We start from the raw sequence: 24,637 nt of genomic DNA, 5'->3' as shown, positions 1-24,637 counted from the left end.
CTTTATAAAAGCATTGAACCTGCCGCATCTCGGCAGGTTTTTTTACGTTTATAGCCATATCAATTTTTATGATGCAAATACAACCTTTTATTGATGAGCAGTTTGACGGACAGATATGGAAGTTTGTTATTGATGAAAAGACCGGTTTACTTTTTGCTGAAATACGCAGCGCCGAAAAACGTGAAGTATCCTTCGCATCGGTTAATTTAAATACAGGCAAGCTTAATTTTAAAAACCTGTATCTGCCCGAAAAATGGTTAACAGGCCTCGAGGGTGCATTTAACGGCATTTTGTTTTTACACGGTTTTGAATCGGCGCAGAGCCCTGTACATAAAGGCATTTTTGCTTTTGATGGTGTTTCGGGCTCAGAACTTTGGAGCAATTATAATTATGCCATTAGTCAGCTCAACATTAACGGTCCCGTTGCGTATAACACCCGGGTACAGCCTCCCCTGCTTTATCTGTTAGATGCGCAAACCGGTGCAACGGTACGGCCATTTAACGCGTCTATTGATACAGAAATAACTCAACACCTTATATTACCGCGAATTTTAAATAGCATACCGCCAGATTTTAACATTTTTTTTGACGGTGAGTTAGCCGGTAATTGCCATTACATGGAACACAATAGTTTTAGAATTGTATCTTTGCACACCTCAAAACATGGCCTGTTAAAACAACATTTATTTGTGGCCCTTAACGGAGATATTATTTACGAGGATATATTAACTGACAAAATACAAAAACTACAACCCGAAGCGTTTATACTGTATCAAAACCAATTAATTTACATAAAAAACAGCCGGGAGTTAAAAATTTTAAATTTATAGCGGCTGCTAAACAAAAATGATGAAGTTAAGATCCCTGTTATTCACCATTGTATTGTCATCGCTAACAGCAACGGTTTTTGCTAATCCCCTATTTGATTCGGTAGGTGTTGAAAACCAAAATGGCAAAAAAGTAATTCTACATAAGCTCGATCCAAAAGACAATTTTTACTCAATAGGCCGCAGATACAATGTATCGGCAAATGCCATTATGGCCATGAATAAAGATGCCAAAATGCAGATAGGTGAAATTATTAAAGTACCTACCGAATTGCCTTTTGCCGAAAAAGCTGTAGCGCATCAAAATACACAAGCTAAACCCGGTGCAAAGGTTGCAACCATGCAATACAAAGTTTCGCAGGGTGAAACGCTTTTTGGAATAGCTAAAAAATTTGGGAGCACTGTTGACGAACTGATCATAACCAACGGTTTAAAATCCAACACGCTTGTTCCCGGCCAGATACTGATGGTAAAGTCAACCAATCCGCCAACAGAAAGCGCACCCGAAGAGCATCCTGTTGTAAAACAGCAACAGCCCGAAAAGCAGGTTGAGAAACCAATAGAAAAACCTATTGCTAAAACTGTTGAGAAAGCGCCGGTCACCCAGCCCGTTGAAAAGCCGGCAGAAAAACCTGTGGTAACCAAACCTGCAATAACTAAATCAGCAATAAAAACCCCGGTTAAAACCGAAGATACTTTTGTGGAACAGCCTGATTTACCTGCCTCGCCTGTTGCCAAACGCGATAGTACCAAAGTTTCGCCAAATGATACGGTTGACTTTAACGGCCATAAAATAGTGGGCGACCGTTATGGTTTAAGCGAAAAAAATGAAAGCGGAATTGCCGTTTGGATGGAAAACGAAAGTATTGATCCGAACAAAAAACTGATACTGCACCGCACGGCTCCGGTTGGTACAGTGATCAGGATCGTTAACCCCATGACCAATCGTACTACTTTTGCCAAAGTAGTGGGCCGCTTTACCGAAAACGAAAACACCAAAGATGTGATAGTGGTTATGACCAAAAACGTAGCCGAAGCGCTTGGTGCCTTAGATAAACGTTTCCATGTATCTATAAGCTACGGTATCCCGAATGAGTAAACCTTATATAATTGGCATAGCCGGCGGCAGCGGGTCGGGCAAAACTTTTTTTTTAAACTGTTTTTTAAATCATTTTAAACCCGAAGAAGTGTGCCTGGTATCGCAGGATGATTATTATATCCCTGTGGCTGATAACATGACACCCGAAGAAAACAAGCTTTACAACTTCGATCTGCCGCATACCATCGATCGGGAGCATTTTATACAGGATATTAATAAACTGATAGCCGGGCAATCGTTCACAAAAAAAGAGTACTGCTTTGGTAACCCCAACGCTGTGCCTAAAATGCTCGAAATTAAACCTGCTCCTATTATCATTGTAGAAGGCCTGTTCATTCTTCACTTTAGGGATATTGCGGGGCTGTTGGACATGAAGATATTTATTGATGCCGACGAAGAGGTTGCTTTACAGCGACGCCTTAAACGTGACCTGATTGAGCGTGGCTACTCGCAGGATGATGTGATGTACAAATGGATAAACCATGTGGTGCCTGCTTATAAAGAGTTTTTGCTACCCTATATGGGCGAGTGTGATAAGGTAATTACCAACAACAGCCACGTTGCCGAAGATATCATCGCGGTAACGGAGGAGATTAGCCAGGAGTTGAAGGGGTTGTTAGGTTAGTGAGTTACTGGTTATTGGGTTAATATGTTATAGGCGTAGTGCAATCACATAATAACTCAATAAACTAATACCCCAAATAACTAAACAACCATCTCCGGTATTTCGCCTTCAATAATCAGCTTTCCTGCTGTGGCGGCTTTAATTTCGTCAATGCTAACGCCGGGGGCACGTTCTAAAAGCTTAAATCCACCGCCAGGCAAAACATCAAGCACAGCCAGTTCGGTTACTATTTTTTTTACGCAGTTGATGCCTGTTAAAGGCAGGGTACAATTTGGGAGCAATTTACTTTCGCCCGCTTTGTTAACATGCTGCATCGCTACGATGATATTTTCGGCTGATGCCACCAGATCCATAGCGCCACCCATGCCTTTTACCATTTTACCGGGTATTTTCCAGTTGGCGATATCTCCGTTTTCGGATACCTCCATGGCACCTAAAATAGTGAGGTTAACTTTTTTGGCGCGTATCATACCAAAGCTCATAGCCGAATCAAATATAGCCGAGCCGGGCAACGTAGTAACGGTTTGCTTACCCGCGTTAATGGTATCGGGGTCTTCCTCACCTTCTACCGGGAAGGGCCCCATGCCCAACAATCCGTTTTCAGACTGCAGCACCACATCAATATCTTTCGGGATGTAATTGGCCACCAGCGTAGGTATTCCTATACCCAGGTTTACATAATAGCCATCCTTTACTTCGCGGGCAATGCGTTTGGCAATACTGTTTTTATCAAGCATCGGTTTATAAAATCTTAATCAAATGTAGCAAGTTTTAGTTTACCTGCTCAAACAGTAAATTAACATCAGGGTCGATGTTTAACGTTGCAGGTTTTTCTGATAACGGGATCTGTATATCTTTCGTTTTTTCTTTGATGTTAAAACTGAATATTTTGGCCACACCCGGTACTGAAAGCTCTAACGGAAACTCAAACACGTAATCCTGCGTTTGCTCAACGTGCACATTCAGCATCTTAGCTGCATCATCGTACACATAGTTTACTTTTAGTTTAGGGTGGCCCGGTGTACGCAGCCATTGGTTAAAAAACGTTTGCAGATTAAGGCCGGAGTGTATTTCAAAAACATGCCTCAGGTCATCAGTATTGGCATTTTTATCGCGATACACCGCGTAATATGCCCTGATGGATTGCCAGAAAACAACATCGCCTAATTTACGGCGCAGCATATGCAATACCCATCCGCCCTTTTCGTAACTGTTGGCGTTGAGCAATTGGACATAATTGCCGGTAACGGCTGTATCTACAACGGGAGTAAACCGCCGTTTGGCAAATGCGGTTACTTTGCGACGTTGCTGTTGCAGCGATTTTTTCAGTGTATCAACACCGTATTTATGTTCAAGGTAAAGGTTGGTAAAGTAGGTAGCAAAGCCCTCGCTTAACCAAAGGTGCGCCCAATTTTTTTCGGATGCAGCATCGCCAAACCATTGGTGGGCAATCTCGTGCGCCATTAACGATTCGATACCCTTATCCCCTACCGATCGCTCAAAGTAAAATATGGCGCTGGCATTTTCCATACCGCCAAATATGGTTTTTGATTGTACGTTGGCCAGCTTTTCGTACGAGAAGGGGCCGATGTTATTGACATAGTATTGCAGTATTTGCGGCGCCACGGCATAATCGCGAAAACCGGCTGCTTTGTTCTCATTAAAAACATAGGTGTAAACATGCGTGTTTCCTACATCGCCGGGATGGTCGATAGCAAATTCGGCAACGCCGATAACCATTACCTTGGTTGATACCGGTGCACTTTCTTTGTAATGGGTAAGCATTAAATGATTTGGTAATTGCGTTTCGCTCACTTTTAAACCGTTAGCTATCACCTGGTAATGAGCGGGCGCAGTAACTATAAAATCAACCGTGGCTTTATCGGCCGGGTGATCAACACAAGGTAGCCAGTTATGTGCTCTATTTGGCCAGTTATCGCCAAAAAAGGTGCGATGGCCAAACATATTGTTTGATATGATGAGCCCATCGGCAGGTATACCCGAATAAGTAATGGTATAACTATGATTTTCGGAACGTTTGGCGGATGCATAGATCACTACGTTATCGCTATCCTGTTTAAAGCTAACGGTTTTACCCTTTTCGCTTACCGCAGATACCAGCATGCCTTTGCCCGTTTTATTAACCTTTACAAGGTTAAGGCTAAAACTATCGCTGTTATTTAAATAGCGTACATCAATCGTAGCATTGCCTTTTATTATATTGTTTTCGTCGTTTAATTGGAGCTTAAATTCGTAATGCCTTACATCGGCAACAGCCTCGGGCAATTGTGCCATTGCCCCTTTGCCCAACATCAATAAAACACAAAACGGTAAGCCAATACGCATAACAGTTAATTTTAATCATTTAAAGATATTAAAAAAACAGCCACAGGCACATTTAATATTTTGTACAATCAGTTTTGATCGTAACTATTTGTTGTTTAACTTTGTAGCACTGCAACTAAGCAGAAACATCATTTTAAATAAGGCTTACGCCTGAGTATCTCAGCCTTCCCGCTCAAGGGAACAAAATACTAAGTAGCCTTATACACAAACATTTAATTTTTATTAATGACACCACAACCATTTGACTATAATTCGACGCGCAGTAAATTGCTGCTGTCTGAGTACGGCCGGAACGTACAAAATATGGTAAAGTATATTGTTGCTTTACCCACAAAAGAAGAACGCAACCGCTACGCCGCGGTGGTAATTGACCTGATGGGCTTTTTAAACCCCCACTTACGCGATGTTGCCGATTTTAAGCACAAGCTTTGGGATCACCTGCACATTATTTCGAACTTTGAGATAGACGTTGACTCGCCTTACCCGCCACCAAGTCCGGAGGCTATCCATTTAAAACCTGAGCCTTTAAAATATCCGCACCAGCGTATAAAATACAAGCACTATGGCAAAACCATTGAGCTGATGATCAACAAAGCTAAAAGCATACAGGAGCCTGAGCGCCGCAACCATATGGTACAAGCCATTGCCAATTTTATGAAGATGGCTTATGTGCAATGGAACAAAGACTCGGTTGCCGATGAAACTATTTTAAACCATTTGTTTGAACTTTCGGGCGGTGAACTGAAACTTGACGAAAACGTTAACCTGAATAAGGTTGAATACCGTACCACTAATCACAAAGCCGAAAATAACCGTGGCGGACGTAATAACAATCAAAACAACCGTGGCGGCGGTGGCGGCGGACGCAGCAACAATAATCCACGCCAAAACAACAACCAAAATAACCGCAACCGCAATGCTGGCGGCGGCGGACGTAAATATTAATTTTTTTAGATTTGAGATGTTAGGTATGAGATTTGAGACATGGGCATTATTTCAAGTCGTCAAATTATAATTATCATTGTATAACTAATCTCAAATCTAATATCTCACATCTATAATCTAACCAAATGGGTGCATTTGAAATTAAAGGCGGCAAGCCATTAAAGGGCGAAATAACGCCGCAAGGTGCAAAAAACGAAGCCTTACAGGTAATTTCGGCAGTTTTGTTAACCGACGAAAAAGTTACCATCAGTAACATACCCGATATTGTTGATGTTAATAAGCTGATAGAGCTTTTGGGAGATATGGGTGTTGCTGTTGAAAGAACGGCACCCGATACCTATACTTTTGAAGCCAAACATATTGATCTCGACTTTTTTCAAAGTCCGGTATTTAAAGCAAAAGGTGGCAGCTTACGCGGGTCGATCATGATCGTAGGGCCTTTGCTGGCACGTTTTGGCAAAGCCGCCATCCCTAAACCAGGTGGCGATAAAATTGGCCGCAGACGTTTGGATACTCACTTTTTAGGGTTTGAAAAATTAGGTGCACGATTTGATTATAATCCCGAAAACGGTTTTTTTAATGTAGATGCCTCTAACTTAAAAGGCACTTATATTTTACTTGACGAAGCATCGGTAACAGGCACCGCCAACGTGGTAATGGCTGCCGTATTGGCCAAAGGCACAACCACTATTTATAATGCGGCCTGCGAGCCTTATTTGCAGCAGCTTTGCAAAATGCTCAACCGCATGGGTGCAAAAATAAGCGGTATTGGCAGCAACCTGTTAACTATTGAAGGTGTAACCAAACTGGGTGGTACCGATCACCGCATGTTGCCGGATATGATCGAGATCGGGTCGTTTATCGGCCTTGCGGCGATGACAGAATCGGAGATCACGATCAAAGATGTGAAATACGACGAGCTTGGTATGATCCCCGACGTTTTTAAGCGTTTGGGCATTAAACTGGAACGCCGCGGCGATGATATTTACGTACCTGCACAAAAGCATTACGAGATAGAAACATTTATTGATGGTTCCATCATGACCATTGCCGATGCGCCATGGCCGGGCTTCACTCCCGACCTGTTGAGCATTGTACTGGTTATTGCCACGCAGGCTAAAGGTTCGGTACTGATACACCAGAAAATGTTTGAGAGCCGTTTGTTCTTTGTAGATAAGCTGATTGACATGGGCGCTCAAATTATCCTTTGCGACCCGCACCGTGCAACGGTTATCGGTTTGGATAAACAAATGCAGTTAAGGGGTATCAAGATGACCTCGCCTGATATACGCGCGGGGGTATCATTATTGATAGCCGCCCTATCGGCACAAGGTACATCAACCATTTACAACATTGAGCAGATTGAACGTGGTTACCAGCATATTGATGAACGTTTAAAGGCTTTGGGAGCCGATATTAAACGGGTTGAGTAGGGCTGGCTAATAACACAAAAAGGGTCGTATGAAAATCATACGACCCTTTTTTATTTTAACACTAAATATTATACAGCAGCATCTGTGCTATCCAGTTCATCGGCAATTTGCGCCGGCGATTTTACTTTTTTAAATATAGATGCACCAATTAAGCTTACAATAGCTCCCAATATAGCGTAAACTATTGCCACGGCAAAAGCTGCGAATATCGGGCCGTATTTTAATCCGATACTCATTGATTTTTCAATTTGATCATCAGACAAGCCCTTGGCAACCATTCCTGCTCTGGCTGCTTCCATTGATTTTGCAAAAACATCAGGACTTAATACTGCACAGTATAAATATGTAAATACAGCCAATAACAGACCATTAAAAACAGCATATCTAAAACCGGCAGAAAAGCCTTCATTAAAGGTCATGTATCCGCCAAGTTCATCGCGAAACTCTTTTTGCGTTAAAAACAAACCAGCTAAAAAAGGGATATATCCTATATATTTAACAGGGTTGTTCAGGTCGACGTTAGCAAACTGAATTGCATAAGTAATAACAATAGAACACAAAAGACTGATCAGGGCCCACTTAGTTGCAACTTTTGTGGGATTAGCTACCGATTTGATTTCCATAATGTTTTTTATGATTGATTAAATGTTTCTAATATACTCAATATTGCCATATCAAAGTCTTTATTCACAGCATTTTGAGCAATTATTTTTTTAGTATCGGCCGATACCTCAATATCATAAAAAAAGCACATTACCGGGTAAAACAGTTCTTTCAGTTCCGACTCTTCGTCAACCTTTGCAGCTGCGGCGGCAATTTCTTCGATCGAGCTTTCCATCAGGATCTGGTTTTCTATCACATCTTCGTAAATGCGGTATTCGTCCTGAAACTCATCTTCATCAACCAATAAAAACTCTTTTAAAAAGTCTTCCAGTTCGGGTTCTATATCTTCGTCGTGGCATTCGTTAATGTAAAGCAGTACGTTTAAAAGCTCTGTTCCGCGGTCAAGAGTATCTTCTTCAATTTGCTCCCATTCAGGCGAGTCCAGATAATCCTCTTCCAGCTTGATCACATCGGCACTAAAAAAATTCATGAGCAACAGGTCGAAAAACACTTCACGCAGCTCTTCCATCTGCGGGTTTTCGTCAAACACCGCGTCAAGCAGGTCAACCTTATCCAGGTAATCCTCATCGGCCGAGAATACTTGTACCAGCTCACTGGTTATTGCTTTGTCATTAAGGCCCTTGCCCTGTAAAAATACGCCGATCGCATTTTGAATGACTAATTGTATCCTGTTATCCATCATGATCTTATGGTTTAAATACCTGGTTATTATTGTAAGCAAGCAGTACCTTACCGGTTAACTGCTCATTGATAAATGGCGAATTGTATGATTTTGAAAGGTTGTTTTGTTTAGTAAACTCCCATTGCCGGTTTACATCAAACACCACCAGGTTGGCGGCTTTTCCTTCGGCTATGGCACGCATTTCAACGCCTAATATATTGCGTGGGGCAATCGCCAATTTTTCAACAATAGTTTCTACAGACAGTCCTGCCTTCAGCGCAAGCGAAAAAGCAGTTTGCAAACCAATGATACCAAACTCGGCCACTTCAAATTCTACTGCCTTAAACTCAACCTCGTGTGGCGTGTGTTGTGATACAATGGCATCAATGGTGCCATCATTCAAGCCTTCAATTAAAGCATCCACGTCATCCTGCGTACGTAGTGGTGGTTTTACCTTGTATTGCGAATCAAAACCCAATAAGGAATCGTGCGTAAGCACCAAATGATGCGCGGCAACATCGCAGGTAACTTTTAAGCCTTTTTGTTTAGCCTGGCGTACCAGGTTAACAGCTTGACGGGTTGATACGGTGCTGAAATGGATCTTTGAGCCCGTATATTCGGCCAGGTACAGGTCGCGGGCTATCATCAGTTCTTCGGCCAGTGCCGGGATACCTTTCATCCCCAAAAGGGTACTGATCTCGCCTTCGTGCACTTTTGCCTTACCGGCGATGGCTTTGTCTTCGGGGTATGAAAATACCAATCCGTCAAAACCCTGCGCATATAACAAAGCCCGTTCCATCAGACCGGCATCCTGTACCGGGTATTTGCCATCGGTAAAAGCCTTTGCGCCGCTCTGGTGCATATCAAACATCTCGGCCAGGTCCTTACCTTCACTTTTATGCGATATGGTGCCTAACGGATAAATATCAACCAGGTTGCCTTTGGCCTTGTTAAGTATAAATTCAACTTCGGATTTTGAGTGTACCGGCGGGTGTGTATTGGGCATTAAAGCCAGCCCCGTAAAACCTCCTGCCGCAGCGGCTTTGGTACCTGTTTGCATATCTTCCTTAGTTTCAAGTCCCAGTTCGCCAATATTACAATTGAGATCGAAAAAACCGGGAGAAACATATTTGCCTGTAGCATCAAATACTTCGGCGTCCGACTGTATGCCGGCAGCTATAGTTTTAACAATGCCATTTTCAATTAAAATGTCGGCAACTTTTTGGTGATGGGTTGAATTTGGATCGGTAATGGTGGCAGATTTGATGAGCAAATTCATTTATCGGTGCTTTATGCTTTGAGTAAATATAGAATCAGGCCGGTACAGTAACATCGGGTTTATCCGGTTGATAAAACCTGATGAGCAATATTTCGGCTGCCAGGCAAATCAGGCTCAAAATTATACAAAGTTTCCATAATTCTAAGCCCATATTTGCTTTCGCCACGGTATCTTTTAACGATTGCGGGCCTGCCTGTAAAATAGTGCCATGCCCACCCGGCAATTGCTTTTTAAGAGCCTCATCATCCAGGTAAGTTAAATCGCTCTCGCTGCGATTGTTATTAAAGGCCAGGGCTGCAACTACAGTATCCTGATTTTTTAACTGGTAATTACCGGGCTCGTGCACCTGATCTGAAAAATAAAGCACCGTGCCTCCCTCCTGCTGCCTTACATCGGGCAAAATGGTTTGCTGGCCCTTCACAAGTTTTACCAGTTGCTTATCCGATGTTTGGATGGGAAGGGTTTCCACGTTTTCATCTTCACCAATGGTGTAGAACAAGGGCTGATCGCGCCCACTTAACAACGCCATGCGGAACATTAACGGAACCAATACCGCATGATGCGGCAAATTACTGTAATCATCGGCCAAAGGCACCGCCGACAGGTATATTTTGCCTTTGCCACTGGTGTAATCCACAAAAAATGGCTCATGGCCCGGTAGCTCCAACAGGTTTTCGGTAGCGCCTGATGCCTTTGTGCCGAAACGGTAATACTTACTCACCTGCGGCAGATCAGGGTTTTGAGGCAATTGTTCGAAAGTATTTTTAAATAGCTTACTTTGGATATTTAACGCGGCTACCTTAGTTTTTTCGGCAACCAAAGCCTCCGGTGCGTTAGCGCCCATTGGCTGTAACATGGCCTGGTAACTTGCCAGGTCGGCGCCATCAGCCGGAAAAACCGCCAGTGTGCCACCTTTGGCCACGTACACTTTAAGCTGTTGTGCCAGACCCGTAGAAATAACCTTTACATCGGTTAGCACCACAAACGAGTAATCGGGCAACCCGGCATAATCTACATTGCCATTTTGCACCCGGGTGGGTTTAAAAAAGCCATCCGCACCAAAAACTGCGTCTATATACTTGTTGGGCTGGCCGCCATCTATCAGCAGCAAAGGCATCTGCTGCTGCACTTTAAAGGTAACATAAAACTGGTTGTCAAAATTTACCGGGTTGTCCTGCAGTTGTATTTCTGCATTTTGCCAGCCTGCCTGCAGGCCCGAAAAATTCAAAGTATCGTTTTGCACGCCGCGCGCATCAATGGTAAAGCTGCCAAGGGCCTTTTGCTGCCCGTTAACCAATAATTTAAGCGGTATCTTTTCGGCCTTTTCATCAGCATAATTATGCAGGCGGACCACCATCTTTTCGCTTTCACCGGGGCGATGTACGGCACTTAGTAACCAAACCGAATCAACAGTTACATTGGGTAAGGAGGTTGCTTTTAGCTTTACCAGGTTAACGCGCATACTGCTATCTGTTTTTACCGGGTTAGTGGTAAACATGTTTTTTTGAAAATCGGATAATACATAAACATCCTTTAGCGTATTGGCCTGGGCGTTTAGCAAGCTTTGCTGCCGCTCTATGATCTTTTCCAGCTTGCGGCTTTGCGCACTGATCCTGATCTTATCAACCTCATCCATAAACTCATCCCGGTTAAGCAGGCGCTGATGACGGCCCTCAAAATCCTGTGTAAGCAATTGAAACCTGTCATTAAGACTATAACCTGCGGCTATTTCTTTAGCACGGCGGCGGGCCTCATCAAGCAAGCTGCCTTCGCGGTTAATGGTTTGCATAGAGTACGAGTTATCGATAAAAATGCTCACCGTGTGCTGTTTATTCAGGTTTGGGCTCTGTTGCGATGGAATGTAGGGCTTGGAAAAAGCAAAAACCAAAAATGCCAGCGCCAGCATGCGCGATGCCAGGATAAGCCGCCGTTTAAGATTTTTACGTGATGACTGCTTTTGCTGAATGTTTTTGAGGAACTGAACATTGGAAAAATACACCTTTTGATATCGCCTGAAATGAAACAGGTGTATAATAAAGGGTATAGCCAGCGACAGCAGCCCAAAAATGAATGCAGGATATACAAATTGCATAGGCTAATCAAATATAGATATTTTAGTTACAAAAACAGGATTGCAACTAAATCATTACGGTTAAATATCATTTAGCTCTTTTGTAAAACAATTCAAATGTTTTTATTTGTGTATATTTTAACATACACCAACGGTTGAGCCTAATAGCAACCGTTAATTACACCTTCTACTATATATGCCGCTCTTTCCTATTCAACCCAATGTATATTGCGAAAACTGTATTAAATGTAACACCCGGCCTGTTGTAACGCAGTTAAAGAACATGTTTTCGGTTTTGTGCCCCACCCCCGGATGCAATAATGTGGTAACCGGCCCGCTGATCAACCTGGATGAGTGGAACAGGCTAAATAAAAAACCTGGGGCTAAATAAAACATTGATCTTTACCGTCATTTCAAATCCGTTTATTCCTTTTTCTCGCTTTTTTGCGATAAAATAAGTCACTGTAAATCAATGCCATTTTCTCAGAACAATTGTTAAATGCCATTTTTGGCAGACTTTTTTCATTTTTTTATTGCAAAAACATTTAAATATCCTACATTTGCAACCCCAAACGGGATGTAGCGTAGCCCGGTATCGCGCCACATTTGGGATGTGGAGGCCGCAGGTTCGAATCCTGCCATCCCGACGAAAGTCGGATTTTTAACAATCCTTGACCCTGTAAATGTCTCATTTACAGGGTTTTTTGTTTTATTCAAATCCTTTTCAGTACATACTATTCCTCGTTTTATGTGAGTAAAAAGGTGAACAAAATCCGTTTTTTAGATTTGTTCACCAGAAAGGGTCTAACTGACTGGTGTACAATTAATTGCACCATTCAAAAATAGGCCCGAATGAACTCATTCAGATCACTTTTTGCTCTTTCCGGTGAACAGTTTTGGCCAAAACAGTTCAAAACAATTTTTTATTAATCTAAAATCTGGAAAAGATGAGAACAAGTAACACGTTCGGAATTCACTTTGTATTAAGGGAAAACCGAGGAAAAAATGGATTGGCAGCTATTTACATGCGAATAGTCGTGAACAAAAGTCGCTCGGAAATCGCGCTAAAACGGCAAGTAGCCTTAGCCGACTGGAGTGAAGCCAAAGGATTAGCGAGGCCCAAAAATGATGAATTGCGTAAACTAAATACGCACCTGGAGCAGCTTCGCGGCATGATGGCCGGCCATTATCACGACCTGCAATTACAAAAAAAAATTGCCACGGCCGAAGTTTTGAAGAATCTTTTTGCCGGTGTCAAAGATTCCGAACATACCCTGCATACCATTGTAGCCTATCACAACACCAACATGAAAGATGTGCTGGCCCCCGGCACGATGAAGAACTATTACACAACCGCAGGTTATTTGAAGGAATTTGTGCAGTTTCAATACAGGCGCTCCGACATTTACCTCTCCGAATTGGATTATAGTTTTATCACTAAACTGGAGCACTTTCTGAGAAGGCGCCAACCCGACGATCACCAAAAGAAGCTGGAAAATAACGGCCTGATGAAACATTTGGAACGTTTCCATAAGATCATCCGCCTTGCGGTTAAAATGGCATGGCTGGATAAAGACCCTTTTACCATGTTCCAATTAAAATTCAATAAAACCGAACGAGGCTACCTTACGACCGCAGAACTGACCAGGCTGGAAAACAAAAAACTGACCATTGAGCGTATCGCTTATGTGCGCGATCTATTTGTGCTAAGTTGTTATACCGGTTTGGCTTATATAGATGTTATGGCGTTAACCCCTGATAATTTGGTGTATGGTATTGATAATAACCAATGGATCAAGACCACCCGTGAAAAAACAAGGATACCTGTTAACGTGCCATTACTCCCCCAGGCAGCGCGGATCATCGAAAAGTATAAAATACATCCGAAGGCCGTAGCAGATGGTACCTTATTGCCGCACATATCTAACCAAAAACTGAATAGCTATTTAAAGGAAGTAGCCGATATGTGCGACATTACCAAAACCCTGACCTACCATGTTGCCCGCCATACTTTTGCGACAGTTGTAACGCTCTCAAATGGCGTCCCTATTGAAACAGTAAGTAAGATGCTTGGCCATACGACCATTCGTACTACGCAGATTTATGCAAAAGTTATCGAACGCAAGGTAAGCGATGATATGATCGTACTTCGGGATAAGCTGGCACCTAAGCCAGTAGCAGTAAGAGCTGCCAAACGCAAATCAATTGAAAAAAACAACCTCTCTTAGTCCATGTCAACACCAACAAAATTATTAGAATTATTGAGTGGCAAAGTGTGCAAAGTCCGCGGCCAGGCCGTTGTACTTGACTTTGATGCCGCCGCCTTATACGAAGTAAATATTGCCACATTACAGCGAACGGTAAGCAAGCATTCAAAACGCTTCCCGCCGGACTTCCTGTTTTGGCTAACCCTTGATGAATGGCAAGATATTGCTGAACAAATATCTCCTGGCTTGTCGGTTTCAAAACCGCTCCCGCCGCTGGCTTTCACTAACAGCGGTTTGTTCATGTTATCCAGTGTGCTAAGGGGGCCACGTGCTGCACAAATGAGTATGCTGATTATCGAATCACTATTGTCTTATAAAAAAATCATTGATAAAGATGAACCTACCACACTATAAGTATAAGACCACCGATTTCCAGGAATACGAATTTTATAGCGTTGGACCGAAAGGGATAATAAAAAAGATAGTCAGGTTCCAAAAAATACAAGAGGAGCCGGTTATTTATAATCTCGCATTTGGAGACCAGAACGAGATAACAGGTGATATTAATGACGCGGTGACGAGCAATAATGAAGACCGCGATATTGTTCTTGCAACGGTCGCCCGCACAGTAATTGATTTCTGCGATCATTATGGGGATGATTTTATATTGGCTAAAGGCAGTACACCCGTAAGAACAAGATTATATCAAATCGGAATCAATAAATTGATAACGGAGATCAGGTCAGACTTCGATGTATATGGATTTACGGGTGAATTATTACATACATTTGAGACAAATGTCAACTATGATGCGTTCTTGGTAAAACGAAAAAATCGTATATTTGATTATAAATAAAAGGAACTATTATGTCAGAAACTAAAAAAGCAGCTAATAATGTCAGCTATAATGGTCGGGCCACTGTAGTAAAGGGTTTAAAGAGCCATGCTAATGATCCTTTTTTTGTTAAAAAAGCGGAAGATGCAAAAGCATTTATCAGCAAGGTGGTATTTCCTGAACACTTAAAAAAGTAAGCGCACTTAATATCATATTAGAGGCTGGAATTTTTTCAGCCTTTTTTATTTAATAGAGTTTTTGAGGTCGCAAAATGCGGCATCCAAAATTACGAGACACTGTCTGGTAATTTGCCAGCGTGATCAAAATCCGAATCAGTGATTCGGATTTTTTTGTTTCCGGTCTTTTTGAGTTTATCGGAGTCTATTAGTATACAAAAAGCCTTCCACCTATTCAAAAGTTGTCTTTTTCCGATTTCTGTGATAACGAATTTTGAAGCCCGTTAAATCAGAAAGATATGGATACAACACAACAAAGGACAAGAACGTCCGGAATGGTGCCTACCAGGGACCAGATCGCTACTCAAGGCGACCTTGTAGAGTTAAAAGAAGATATGCTTCAGGAATTTAAACGCATTATCAAAGAATGCGTCAGCGGCGCACCCGGTAAAAAGTGGCTTAAATCAGCCGAAGTCAAAAAGTTGCTCGGCATTTCCCACGGCTTCCTGCAATCATTAAGGGATAGCGGCGTACTCCCCTTTACCAAAATAGGCGGCTCCATTTATTACGATTATGAAGATATCACCTTTATGATGTCAACCAATAAAAGCGCTTAACCTATGGAATTTAAACGTAAAGCAAAACGCTTCAAAGCGAAGATCAGGGCGCAGGCGGTTAAGCTACTTCCCTCAACAAAAGGTTTCGGTTACGAAATGCCGCCTGAAAAAATGGTCGTGGAGATTTATTTTGATCAGAAAGGGTTTCCCAATCAGGCGGGTTTATTCTTCAATTTTTATGATCAGGCCAATTGGAGCAGCCCGAAAGGCACGCCCTACCGTAACTGGAAGCTTTTAGCCAGCGACTGGTTGTTTAATTACCAGCAGGAACTTAAACTGGAAAAACGATTGCGTACCAACGGGTTATCCGCCGGCGACTTTTAAGCCACTTGGCCTGTAATCTATAATTACAAACATCTACAACGCTAAATTTCTATAAATCTATAACTATGGCAAAGATCATCACAATAGCCCACCAAAAAGGCGGCGTAGGAAAAAGTACATTAGCAATGAATCTGGCGCTTTGTTTCCAGGATCAATTATCCGTAGCATTGGTTGACACTGATTTGCAGGGGAGTTTATACCATAGTCGTGATGATTTCTCAGATCTGGCCATCATTGGTGCTGATCAGCTAATCGATATTCAAAAACTGGCTTACGACCTGATAATAATCGATACCCCACCATACCTGTCTAACAGGTTACCCGAACTATTTTTGCGTTCTGATTTTATTTTGGTGCCGACCAAAGCCGGCTTTTTTGATGTCATGGCCATACGCTCTACCATCGCTTTAATCAACGAAGCAATGGCCAACGCACCGGGTATCCGTGCAGGGGTTGTGTTAAATATGGTTAAGCCGCGTTCGGGTATTACCAATGATGTGCGCGGGCTTTTAGAAACTTTAGAAGTGCCATTATTAAAAACTATAATCCATGACCGGGTGAGTATTGCCCGTTCTTCCATGACTTTGGGAGTGCTGCAAAGCGGCGACCAAAAAGCAAAGGATGAGGTCACGATGCTTGCCGAAGAAATTGTGGAATTGATCAGTGCATAGACATTTATCTACCATTCTATAATTATAAAGTACTGCAATTGTAGGATGTTAGGTAGCTATAATCATAGCAATCTAAAATGTTAGAATGCTATAAATCTATATTTCTATAAAAGCACGATCCCTATTGTAGAATGCTATAAATCTATAAAAATGAAGTTATGGATAAATATCAAGATAAGCTGGGTGGCCTGGCCAAGAAACTCAAACAGGAACGGCCTAAAACACCCATTCAGGAGGTAACGCCGATAAAGATTGAAAGCGTTGTTAAGGTTGCCGAAGTACAGTTTAATAACTGGATACCCAAAGCGCTTTTAAAGCGCATCAAAGCCTTTGGTGTAGAATATGACCAGTCACTAAAAGACATCAATATCCAGGCACTTGAACTTTATCTCAGCCAAAAGGCGAAGTCGATCAAAAAACCCTAAAATGCCAATTAAATACTGACATCAGGATCAGACCGCCCGCTTAACAGCAGTCAGCAAGATGTACGATTGTGTCACAATCGAATCTTGCCCCGGCCTCCGGAATCGGCCGCGGTCCAGGTAAAAATCCTCCGAAGTCGGATTTTAAAACGAACAACATGGGCGCAATAGAAGATAAAAGAACCAGTTGGTGCCATATCCGGCTCAAACCGGACGAGTACGAAACGCTAAATAGTAAGTTCAAAAAGACACGCTTCCGAAAGCTAAGCGAGTATATGCGCAGTGTCTTGCTGGAGAAACCCGTAACGGTCAATTACCGGGATAAAGCCATGGATGAGGTGCTGGAAGAATTGGTGTTACTCAGGCGCGAGCTGAATGCTATTGGGAATAATTTGAACCAGGCCGTGCACCAGATCAATGCGGCACATGGCAGTGCGGATGCCCGGCTATGGGGTAATTTGCTTAGCGCCATCAATGGCAAAGTCGAGCCGGCGATCAACACTATTAAAGACCGGATGAACCAATTCGCAGACATATGGTCGCAAAAATCAAAAGCGGCAAAAGCCTGATCGGCGCGCTGAACTACAATGAGAACAAGGTCAAGCAAGCCAAGGCCAAACTGATCGCGGCTGCCCGTTACCCCAAAGACATCAAAGACATGAACTTTTATGACAAGCTCCACCGGCTGACAGACCTGGCTGAACGTAACGAGCGGACAAAAACAAATACCGTGCACGTTTCGCTCAATTTTGCCAATGGGGAAAATCTCAACGATGAAAAGCTGAGCAACATTGCCGAGGACTATATCCAAGGCATCGGCTTTGAAACCCAGCCTTACTTAGTCTATCGCCATTTTGATGCCGGGCATCCGCACATCCACCTTGTCACCACCAATATCAAAAGCAACGGTTATCGTATTAGTTTGCATTACCTCGGACAAAACGAGTCTGAGAAAGCCCGAAAGGCCATCGAGATCAAATATGGCCTGGTCAAAGCTGAAGAACAGGAAAAGCAAAAGCCTGACCTGAAAGCCGATCTGAAAACGATCGACTATGGTAAAGCGGAAACCAAACGAGCGATAACCAACGTAGTGGGCCAGGTCGTCCGAAATTATAAATTCACCAGCATCCCGGAACTGAACGCTATTTTACTACAGTTTAATGTTCAGGCAGACCGGGGTTTCAGAGACTCGCGTATTAATATGCACGAAGGTTTGGTTTATTGGATCGTTGATTCGCAGGGCAATAAATTGGGCGTACCGATCAAAGCCAGCAGCATTTATGGTAAGCCAACGCTGAAAACACTGAAGGAGAAATTCAGGCTCAATGAGCAATTGCGTAAGCCGCTCAAAGACGCCCTCAAAACTAAAATTGCCAAAGCCCTGCAAAAGGCCAAGGATCGCCCCTCTTTTGAAAAAGCCTTGCGTGACCAAAACATCGCGGCGCTTTTCCGCTACACCGATGAGGGACGTATCTATGGCACCACGTTCATCGATCAGGAAAACAAAGTTGTTTTTAATGGCAGGGACCTCGACAAACAATTCAGCGCCAATCCGCTCAACGAGTTTTTTAATCAGTCACCAACACAAACCGTTACTGGCCTCGATCCGGCAAATACTTCTAAATCAGCGGCCAAGGAAACACCGTCACGATCAACTTATTCGGAAAACAACGACAACGATCATTCATCCGAACTGCTGGATATTTTATTCCAACCTGACCGGGAAGATATGGGTGCGCTCAATCAGATCAAGCGCCAGCAACAGAAACGCAAAGGACAAAACCTATAATGATGCAAACCGGAGAAAACGAACAGGCCCTCAGAAAGATCATCGACTTTACACGACTACTCAGCATCGCCATCCTACTCATCCATTTTTATTTGAGCTGTTATTCCCAATTTATTGAATGGCATTTAACGGCGAAACTGGCTGACCACTTACTGTTGCCAGTTTCCAGGCTGCCTGTTTTTAAGACGATATGGACGGCGAAAGGCGCGGCGCTGGCTTTGCTCTTGGTTTCACTGGCGGGTACGAAAGGCAAAAAAAACGAAAAACTGGAAGCCAAAACGGCGGTGGCTTACGCGGTTACCGGTTCACTGCTGTATGTGGGCAGTTGCTGGATAACCAGCATTGCGATCGTTTATATGGCGGCAAGCCTTATCGGGTTTTTGTTATTAATGACGGGCATCAGTTTGTTTGGGCGCTTGTTACGTATTAAACTGGCGCAGGATATCTTCAATAAAGAAAACGAGACCTTTCCGCAAGAAGAAAGACTATTAGAAAACGAGTATTCGATTAATTTGCCTGCCAAATATCAGTTGAAAGGCAAAGAGCGCGATAGCTGGATCAACATCATCAATCCTTTTCGCGGCACTTTGGTCGGTGGCAGTCCCGGCGCAGGTAAATCTTATTTCGTGATCCGCCACCTTATTACACAACATATCGCTAAGGGGTTCAGTATGCTTATTTATGATTTTAAATACGACGACCTCAGCAAGATCGCTTATAACGCGCTCTTAGAACGTGGCGGACGCAAATTCTGTGTGATCAATTTTGAAAACATTATGCACCGCAGCAATCCCTTGGAGCCTGAAACCATGACCGATATTACCGACGCAATGGAGGCTGCCCGTACTATTATGCTCGGTTTGAACCGGGAATGGATACGTAAACAAGGTGACTTTTTCATCGAATCGCCCATCAATTTCGTCACGGCTTTAATTTGGTTTTTAAAGAAGTATCACGGCGGCAGGTATTGCACGCTGCCGCATGTGATCGAACTATCGCTGGTCGATTACAAAGACCTGTTCGCCGTACTCATTAGTGAACCGGAAATTGAAGTGCTGATCAACCCCTTTATCTCGGCCTGGAAAAACGAGGCTTATGAACAGCTGGAAGGTCAGATCGCCAGCGCCAAGATCAGTTTGGCTCGGCTCTCCTCACCGCAGCTTTATTATGTTTTGAGCGGTAACGACTTTTCACTGGATATTAATAATCCGGATGACCCCAAGATTGTGTGTTTAGCCAATAACCCGCAAAAATCGCAGGTGTATGGTGCGGTACTGTCCTTGTATGTCAACCGCATTAACAAGCTGGTCAACCGCAAGAACCAGCAAAAGTGCAGCCTGATCTTCGATGAGTTCCCGACCATTTATTTTAATGGCATCGACAATTTGATCGCGACCGCCCGTTCTAACAAGGTTGCCGTGACGCTGGCGGTCCAGGACCATAGTCAATTGAAAAAAGACTATGGACGTGAGCAAGCCGAGGTCATCATAAATATCGTCGGCAATATTATCTGCGGGCAGGTCACCGGTGATACTGCCAAGCAGCTCGCCGAGCGTTTTGGCAAGATCAACCAGGTCAAAGAAAGTATCTCGATCAGCAGCAGCGACACCTCCATCAGCCGTTCTACCCAATTGGATTATGCCATACCAGCATCTAAGATATCAGGGCTGTCCTCCGGTGAATTTGTGGGCATGGTCGCCGACGACCCGACCAACCGCATCGACCTCAAAACCTTTCACTGCCAGATCCAAAACGATCATGAAGCCATTGCTACCGAGGAACTCGGCTATCAGGACATACCCCCTGCGCGTCAGCTTAGTCCAAACGAAACGACGATCAACTACCTGCACATTAAAGCTGACATTACCCAGCTTGTTGAAAATTTCAAAGAACGAGCTTAAATCACTAATTCGTAGAACCGTGTTTGAGTAGCCAGCACATCAATATAGGTTATTGATCTCCCGGTAAATGCCACCTTTTCGATTTCCGGCACTTGCGTATGACCAACTACCTGGTCATAACCAGTCAACATATCCGTGGCTGTTTCCCTGCGGTCGGCCCATAAAAAACCGCCGTTGCCATAGCCGCCACGATAAATACTGGTCGCGATAATAAATAACGCTGCGTACTTTCTTCTACTTTATTGATCAGGTCGGCAATCGTGTCCTCCGGTTCCCGGAGTTGCTCCAATAATGGCAACCGTAAAAATTCGTGGTACCAAGCGTTTGTGATCCCGGCATGGGTAAAAATATACCGGCCTTGCTGATACGCCATTTGAAATAAAGAGCGATTACTATTAAATAACCTGGTCAAATCGGTTTGCATGCTCTGCCGAAACCCGGAGCATTGGTAATGCGGATAGTGCATATACTGTACGTCATGGTTGCCCAACAACAAAACGACCTTTTCAGGATAGCGCTTCTTTAAATCAATAACCCTCTTAAGGTTTTCCAGGATGGCAAAATCTGACAAATCAAAACTATCTACGTAATCACCTAAAAAGACTACTTTATCATAATGCCTGATATAGATCCCTCTCCAACTGTCCCTGCTGTGCAGATCGCCTATGATGATGTGTTTCATGCCGCAAATCTGTGCGAAAATATTTTAGAAAATCCCACACTAAACGGGTATAAACGTTTAGAAACGGATAAACAAATGTCAACAAGTGGTGAAGTTTTTTTGCCCGGGATTTTTATTATTGCCCGGTGAAAGTCAGCCTGAGAAAACGCCCGCTGCGCAATAACCGCACCCGGCTCTATTTCGATTATTACCCGCCGCTCACTAATCCAAAGACCGGTAAGAAAAGCCGCAAAGAAATATTGAAGCTTTACGTCTATGATAAGCCCAAAAGCGATGCGGAGAAACTGCACAACAAAGAAACCTGGCAGTTGGCCGAGAATGTTCGGGCCCGACGTCAGCTCGACTTGCAATCACAGTTGCTCGGTTTTACACCGGATCACCAACGCCTGCAGAGTTTCAATGCTTATTTCCGGAAGCTGGCCAATCGCCAGCGCGGAATGAATTTTCACAATTGGGACAGCAGTGTGCGGTATTTCGAGAAGTTCGCGGGCGGCGACCTCCGGTTTATTGACATCAATTTATCGCTTTGCGAGGACTTCAAGGCTTATTTACGAAGCGGGCCGAAACTGAGGGAAAAGCGTGTGGGCATCGGGCACAACAGTGCGCTCAGCTATTTCAATAAGTTCCGGAACGCGCTGAAGCAAGCCTGGCGCGAGAAACTCATCCCAGACGATCTCTACGCACTAAGTCCCGGCTTGAAAGAACGCGAAGCTTTGGTCGAGTTCCTGACCATGGCGGATATTCGGCAGTTACTGGCTACGCCAACTGAAAATAAATTGTGCAAACGTGTAACGCTCTTTGGGATACTGACCGGCCTGCGTTTCTGCGATGTCAAAGCATTGACCTGGAGAGAAGTGCGGGGCACCAGGAACGAATATTACCTGCAATTCAGTCAATTGAAAACCCTCAAAACCCAGCATATGCCGATATCTAATCAGGCTTACGAACTGCTGGAACAACCGGGTCAACCTGATGAATGTGTCTTTAAACGACTGTCCTATGATCAAATACGCAATTTCCTTTTTGACTGGACCGCGCAAGCCGGCATCTATAAACACATCACTTTTTGCTGTTTGCGGCATTCTTATGCCACTTTACAGCTCAATAATGGCACCGATATTTATACCGTTTCCAAAATGTTAGGTCACCGGCATGTGAAGACCACGCAACGTTACACCAGGTTGCTTGACCAGAAGAAACGGGAAACGACCACCCGTATCGTAATCGATTTCTGATCTTTCCACAACGGTTGCCCCACCGGTCCCATTTACCTACTTTTGACCCCACGTTATGAAAGTTATCATCGCCGAAAAACCATCCGTAGGAAGAGAAATCGCCAAAGTATTTGGAGCTACCACCAAGCACGACGGTTATTTAGAGGGTAAAGGTTATACTTTTACCTGGGCTTTCGGCCACCTCTTGCAATTGGCCGCGCCGCAGGAGTATGGCTATCATGGCTGGAGCGTACAAAACCTGCCGATGTTGCCACCCAAATTCAAATTATCTATTCGCAAGAAAGACGGCAAGGACGATCCCGGCGCGAAAAAGCAATTGGATACTATTAAAAAGCTTTTTGATGGGGCGACCGAGATCATTGTAGCGACGGATGCCGGGCGCGAAGGTGAGCTGATCTTCCGTTATATCTATTATTACCTCAAGTGCAAAAAGCCCTTCAAAAGGCTATGGATATCTTCACAAACCGATGAGGCAATCAAAGATGGTTTCCGCAATTTGAAACCGGGCAGCGATTATGATACACTTTTTAATTCAGCGCATTGCCGTTCCCAATCAGACTGGCTGGTGGGCATGAATGCCACGCAAGCTTTAAGTTTGGCTTCGGGCAATAAGGGTGTCTTGTCTTTGGGCCGGGTGCAAACCCCGACGCTGGCAATGATCTGCGCGCGTTACCTCGACAATAAGAATTTCGTGCCGGAATTGTATTACCAGGTGGCCATTCAGCCAGCCAAAGACGAGCAGGCGTTTAGGGCTATTTTTGAAAAGAGTTATAAAACCAGGGAGGAAGCGCAGGCGATATTGGACGCTGTTGAAGCTACAGGCAACATCGCTGCTGTTGAAGCCAAGCCCCGCAAAGAACCACCGCCGTTGTTACACGACTTGAGCAGTTTACAGCAGGAAGCCAATAAACGCAAAGGCTTTACCGCTGACCAAACGCTTGGGTTATTACAGAATTTGTATGAAAGCAAACTGGTCACCTACCCCCGTACCGGCAGCCGGTATATTGGCGATGATGTATTTGCGACGGTACCCGGCCTCATTGCTAAACTGACCGACCATCAGTTATTTGGCAAACAGGCGACCCTACTCGCTGACGCCAAATTGAGCAAACGCAGCGTTAACGCTAAAAAAGTAACGGATCACCATGCCGTATTAACGACCGGTGTAGCACCGTACCAATTGACACCAGATCAACAAGCGGTCTATGATATGGTTGCCGGACGTATGCTGGAGGCTTTCCATCAGGATTGTATCAAAGAGATCACTAAAATTACCGTGATATCCGGTTCGAAGCTCACCGCAAGTGGTACGGTGATCCAAACAGCTGGCTGGCGTGCCGTTTTTAATGATAAGGACGAAGAAAAGAAGGACGAGGAAAATGCAACGCTGCCGAAAGTAACCAAGGGCGAAGATCTGCCAATCCTGAACAAAGCTGTGCTTGAAAAGCAAACCAAACCAAAGCCGCTTTATAATGAGGCGAGTTTATTAAAAGCGCTGGAAACTGCCGGCAAAGAGATCGAGGATGAGGAAATGCGGGAAGCGATGAAAGAAAGTGGTTTGGGTACGCCGGCTACCCGCGCGGCCATTATTGAAACTTTGTTGACCCGGAAATACATCCTGCGGGAAAAGAAAAATCTGGTACCGACGGAAACCGGTTTATCCGTTTACGGATCGTCAAAAATCAGCGTATCGCACAGGCTGAACTTACCGGTAGTTGGGAAAAGCGCCTGGAGGAAATTCGTACAGGTGCTTCGGTTAGTGATTTCCAGGAAGAGATTAAAACCTATACCCGCAGTATCACGCAAGAACTTCTTCAGTCCGGCAAAGGCATGAAAGCCGCGTCTTTATCCTAGATTTCGGAAAAAGA

Annotated in this window: 25 protein-coding genes, 1 tRNA gene and 1 pseudogene; 19 read left to right on the top strand and 8 right to left on the bottom strand. The window is 43.9% G+C overall.

Annotation, left to right across the window (positions count from 1 at the left end; all coding sequences use genetic code 11):
- Nucleotides 1–68 precede the first annotated feature (68 nt).
- Genes ACFGVR_RS15815 through ACFGVR_RS15805 form a run of 3 tightly spaced genes read left to right on the top strand, consistent with a single transcriptional unit; the run spans nt 69 to nt 2,551 of the window.
- Nucleotides 69–830, top strand: coding sequence for a DUF4905 domain-containing protein (locus ACFGVR_RS15815; RefSeq protein WP_448698284.1), 762 nt, complete (start codon nt 69–71; stop codon nt 828–830).
- Nucleotides 831–846: 16 nt separating this feature from the next.
- Nucleotides 847–1,926: a LysM peptidoglycan-binding domain-containing protein gene (locus tag ACFGVR_RS15810; protein ID WP_448698283.1), complete on the top strand. Its 1,080-nt coding sequence runs from the start codon at nt 847–849 to the stop codon at nt 1,924–1,926.
- Nucleotides 1,919–2,551, top strand: coding sequence for a uridine kinase family protein (locus ACFGVR_RS15805; protein WP_448698282.1), 633 nt, complete (start codon nt 1,919–1,921; stop codon nt 2,549–2,551). Before ACFGVR_RS15810 ends, ACFGVR_RS15805 begins: the two co-directional genes overlap by 8 nt.
- Nucleotides 2,552–2,631: 80 nt before the next feature.
- Here the strand turns inward: ACFGVR_RS15805 and ACFGVR_RS15800 are convergent, their stop codons facing one another.
- Nucleotides 2,632–3,288: a 3-oxoacid CoA-transferase subunit B gene (locus tag ACFGVR_RS15800; protein WP_448698281.1), complete on the bottom strand. Its 657-nt coding sequence runs from the start codon at nt 3,286–3,288 to the stop codon at nt 2,632–2,634.
- Nucleotides 3,289–3,322: 34 nt separating this feature from the next.
- Nucleotides 3,323–4,897, bottom strand: coding sequence for a M1 family metallopeptidase (locus tag ACFGVR_RS15795; protein WP_448698280.1), 1,575 nt, complete (start codon nt 4,895–4,897; stop codon nt 3,323–3,325).
- Between the two features lie 225 nt (nt 4,898–5,122).
- On the opposite strand from ACFGVR_RS15795, the gene ACFGVR_RS15790 reads away from it, so the two are divergent.
- Together ACFGVR_RS15790 and murA are read left to right on the top strand one after the other, a co-directional pair.
- Nucleotides 5,123–5,842, top strand: coding sequence for a DUF4290 domain-containing protein (locus tag ACFGVR_RS15790; RefSeq protein ID WP_448698279.1), 720 nt, complete (start codon nt 5,123–5,125; stop codon nt 5,840–5,842).
- A gap of 125 nt (nt 5,843–5,967) precedes the next feature.
- On the top strand, nt 5,968–7,275 hold the full coding sequence (gene murA / locus ACFGVR_RS15785) for a UDP-N-acetylglucosamine 1-carboxyvinyltransferase (RefSeq protein ID WP_448698278.1): 1,308 nt from the start codon (nt 5,968–5,970) through the stop codon (nt 7,273–7,275).
- Between the two features lie 68 nt (nt 7,276–7,343).
- On the opposite strand, the gene ACFGVR_RS15780 is transcribed toward murA, so the two are convergent.
- The 4 genes from ACFGVR_RS15780 to ACFGVR_RS15765 are packed head-to-tail and all read right to left on the bottom strand — an operon-like array spanning nt 7,344 to nt 11,931.
- Entirely contained in the window at nt 7,344–7,898 is a 555-nt protein-coding gene (locus tag ACFGVR_RS15780; RefSeq protein ID WP_448698277.1) for a DUF4199 domain-containing protein, read from the bottom strand.
- A gap of 8 nt (nt 7,899–7,906) precedes the next feature.
- Nucleotides 7,907–8,581: a hypothetical protein gene (locus ACFGVR_RS15775; RefSeq protein ID WP_448698276.1), complete on the bottom strand. Its 675-nt coding sequence runs from the start codon at nt 8,579–8,581 to the stop codon at nt 7,907–7,909.
- A 4-nt stretch (nt 8,582–8,585) separates the two neighbouring features.
- On the bottom strand, nt 8,586–9,839 hold the full coding sequence (locus tag ACFGVR_RS15770) for a dihydroorotase (protein ID WP_448698275.1): 1,254 nt from the start codon (nt 9,837–9,839) through the stop codon (nt 8,586–8,588).
- A 34-nt stretch (nt 9,840–9,873) separates the two neighbouring features.
- On the bottom strand, nt 9,874–11,931 hold the full coding sequence (locus tag ACFGVR_RS15765) for a BatA domain-containing protein (RefSeq protein WP_448698274.1): 2,058 nt from the start codon (nt 11,929–11,931) through the stop codon (nt 9,874–9,876).
- A 552-nt stretch (nt 11,932–12,483) separates the two neighbouring features.
- Here ACFGVR_RS15765 and ACFGVR_RS15760 point away from each other — a divergent pair.
- The 12 genes from ACFGVR_RS15760 to mobC all read left to right on the top strand — a co-directional run bounded on the left by ACFGVR_RS15760 (nt 12,484) and on the right by mobC (nt 20,852).
- Nucleotides 12,484–12,557, top strand: a tRNA-Pro gene (locus tag ACFGVR_RS15760).
- Nucleotides 12,558–12,857: 300 nt separating this feature from the next.
- Entirely contained in the window at nt 12,858–14,138 is a 1,281-nt protein-coding gene (locus ACFGVR_RS15755) for a site-specific integrase (RefSeq protein ID WP_448698273.1), read from the top strand.
- Nucleotides 14,139–14,141: 3 nt separating this feature from the next.
- Nucleotides 14,142–14,531, top strand: coding sequence for an ORF6N domain-containing protein (locus ACFGVR_RS15750; protein ID WP_448698272.1), 390 nt, complete (start codon nt 14,142–14,144; stop codon nt 14,529–14,531).
- Nucleotides 14,512–14,973, top strand: a complete 462-nt coding sequence (locus tag ACFGVR_RS15745) for a DUF6934 family protein (RefSeq protein ID WP_448698271.1) — start codon at nt 14,512–14,514, stop codon at nt 14,971–14,973. The genes ACFGVR_RS15750 and ACFGVR_RS15745 overlap by 20 nt, the downstream gene beginning before the upstream one ends.
- Nucleotides 14,974–14,984: 11 nt before the next feature.
- Nucleotides 14,985–15,149, top strand: a complete 165-nt coding sequence (locus ACFGVR_RS15740; RefSeq protein ID WP_448698270.1) for a hypothetical protein — start codon at nt 14,985–14,987, stop codon at nt 15,147–15,149.
- Between the two features lie 278 nt (nt 15,150–15,427).
- The gene (locus tag ACFGVR_RS15735; protein ID WP_448698269.1) at nt 15,428–15,745 is read left to right on the top strand and encodes a helix-turn-helix domain-containing protein; all 318 of its coding nucleotides are present in this window, start codon (nt 15,428–15,430) and stop codon (nt 15,743–15,745) included.
- Between the two features lie 3 nt (nt 15,746–15,748).
- A complete protein-coding gene (locus tag ACFGVR_RS15730; protein WP_448698268.1) occupies nt 15,749–16,069 on the top strand; it encodes a hypothetical protein in 321 nt (106 codons plus the stop codon).
- 65 nt (nt 16,070–16,134) lie between these two features.
- A complete protein-coding gene (locus ACFGVR_RS15725) occupies nt 16,135–16,740 on the top strand; it encodes an AAA family ATPase (RefSeq protein WP_448698267.1) in 606 nt (201 codons plus the stop codon).
- Between the two features lie 158 nt (nt 16,741–16,898).
- The gene (locus ACFGVR_RS15720; RefSeq protein ID WP_448698266.1) at nt 16,899–17,165 is read left to right on the top strand and encodes a hypothetical protein; all 267 of its coding nucleotides are present in this window, start codon (nt 16,899–16,901) and stop codon (nt 17,163–17,165) included.
- A 155-nt stretch (nt 17,166–17,320) separates the two neighbouring features.
- On the top strand, nt 17,321–17,731 hold the full coding sequence (locus ACFGVR_RS15715; protein WP_448698265.1) for a plasmid mobilization protein: 411 nt from the start codon (nt 17,321–17,323) through the stop codon (nt 17,729–17,731).
- Entirely contained in the window at nt 17,698–18,951 is a 1,254-nt protein-coding gene (locus tag ACFGVR_RS15710) for a relaxase/mobilization nuclease domain-containing protein (protein ID WP_448698264.1), read from the top strand. The genes ACFGVR_RS15715 and ACFGVR_RS15710 overlap by 34 nt, the downstream gene beginning before the upstream one ends.
- A gap of 2 nt (nt 18,952–18,953) precedes the next feature.
- Nucleotides 18,954–20,852 carry a conjugal transfer protein MobC gene (gene mobC, locus ACFGVR_RS15705; RefSeq protein WP_448703040.1) on the top strand — a complete coding sequence of 633 codons (1,899 nt, stop codon included), beginning with the start codon at nt 18,954–18,956 and terminating at the stop codon, nt 20,850–20,852.
- On the opposite strand, the gene ACFGVR_RS15700 is transcribed toward mobC, so the two are convergent.
- Both ACFGVR_RS15700 and ACFGVR_RS15695 read right to left on the bottom strand, forming a co-directional pair.
- Nucleotides 20,849–20,983 (bottom strand): hypothetical protein, encoded by a 135-nt coding sequence (locus ACFGVR_RS15700; RefSeq protein ID WP_448698263.1) that lies wholly within the window; start codon nt 20,981–20,983, stop codon nt 20,849–20,851. The two genes, mobC and ACFGVR_RS15700, sit on opposite strands and share 4 nt — an antisense overlap.
- On the bottom strand, nt 20,977–21,534 hold the full coding sequence (locus ACFGVR_RS15695) for a metallophosphoesterase (RefSeq protein ID WP_448698262.1): 558 nt from the start codon (nt 21,532–21,534) through the stop codon (nt 20,977–20,979). The genes ACFGVR_RS15700 and ACFGVR_RS15695 overlap by 7 nt, the downstream gene beginning before the upstream one ends.
- A gap of 125 nt (nt 21,535–21,659) precedes the next feature.
- Between ACFGVR_RS15695 and ACFGVR_RS15690 the strand changes: the two genes are divergently transcribed.
- On the top strand, nt 21,660–22,769 hold the full coding sequence (locus ACFGVR_RS15690) for a site-specific integrase (protein ID WP_448698261.1): 1,110 nt from the start codon (nt 21,660–21,662) through the stop codon (nt 22,767–22,769).
- Between the two features lie 55 nt (nt 22,770–22,824).
- Nucleotides 22,825–24,623 (top strand): annotated as a pseudogene (gene topB, locus ACFGVR_RS15685) (DNA topoisomerase III).
- Nucleotides 24,624–24,637 lie beyond the last annotated feature (14 nt).

The organism is Mucilaginibacter aureus, from assembly GCF_053514885.1.
Note: the sequence above shows the minus strand (reverse complement) of the source record. Positions and strands in the feature narration are given on the sequence as shown.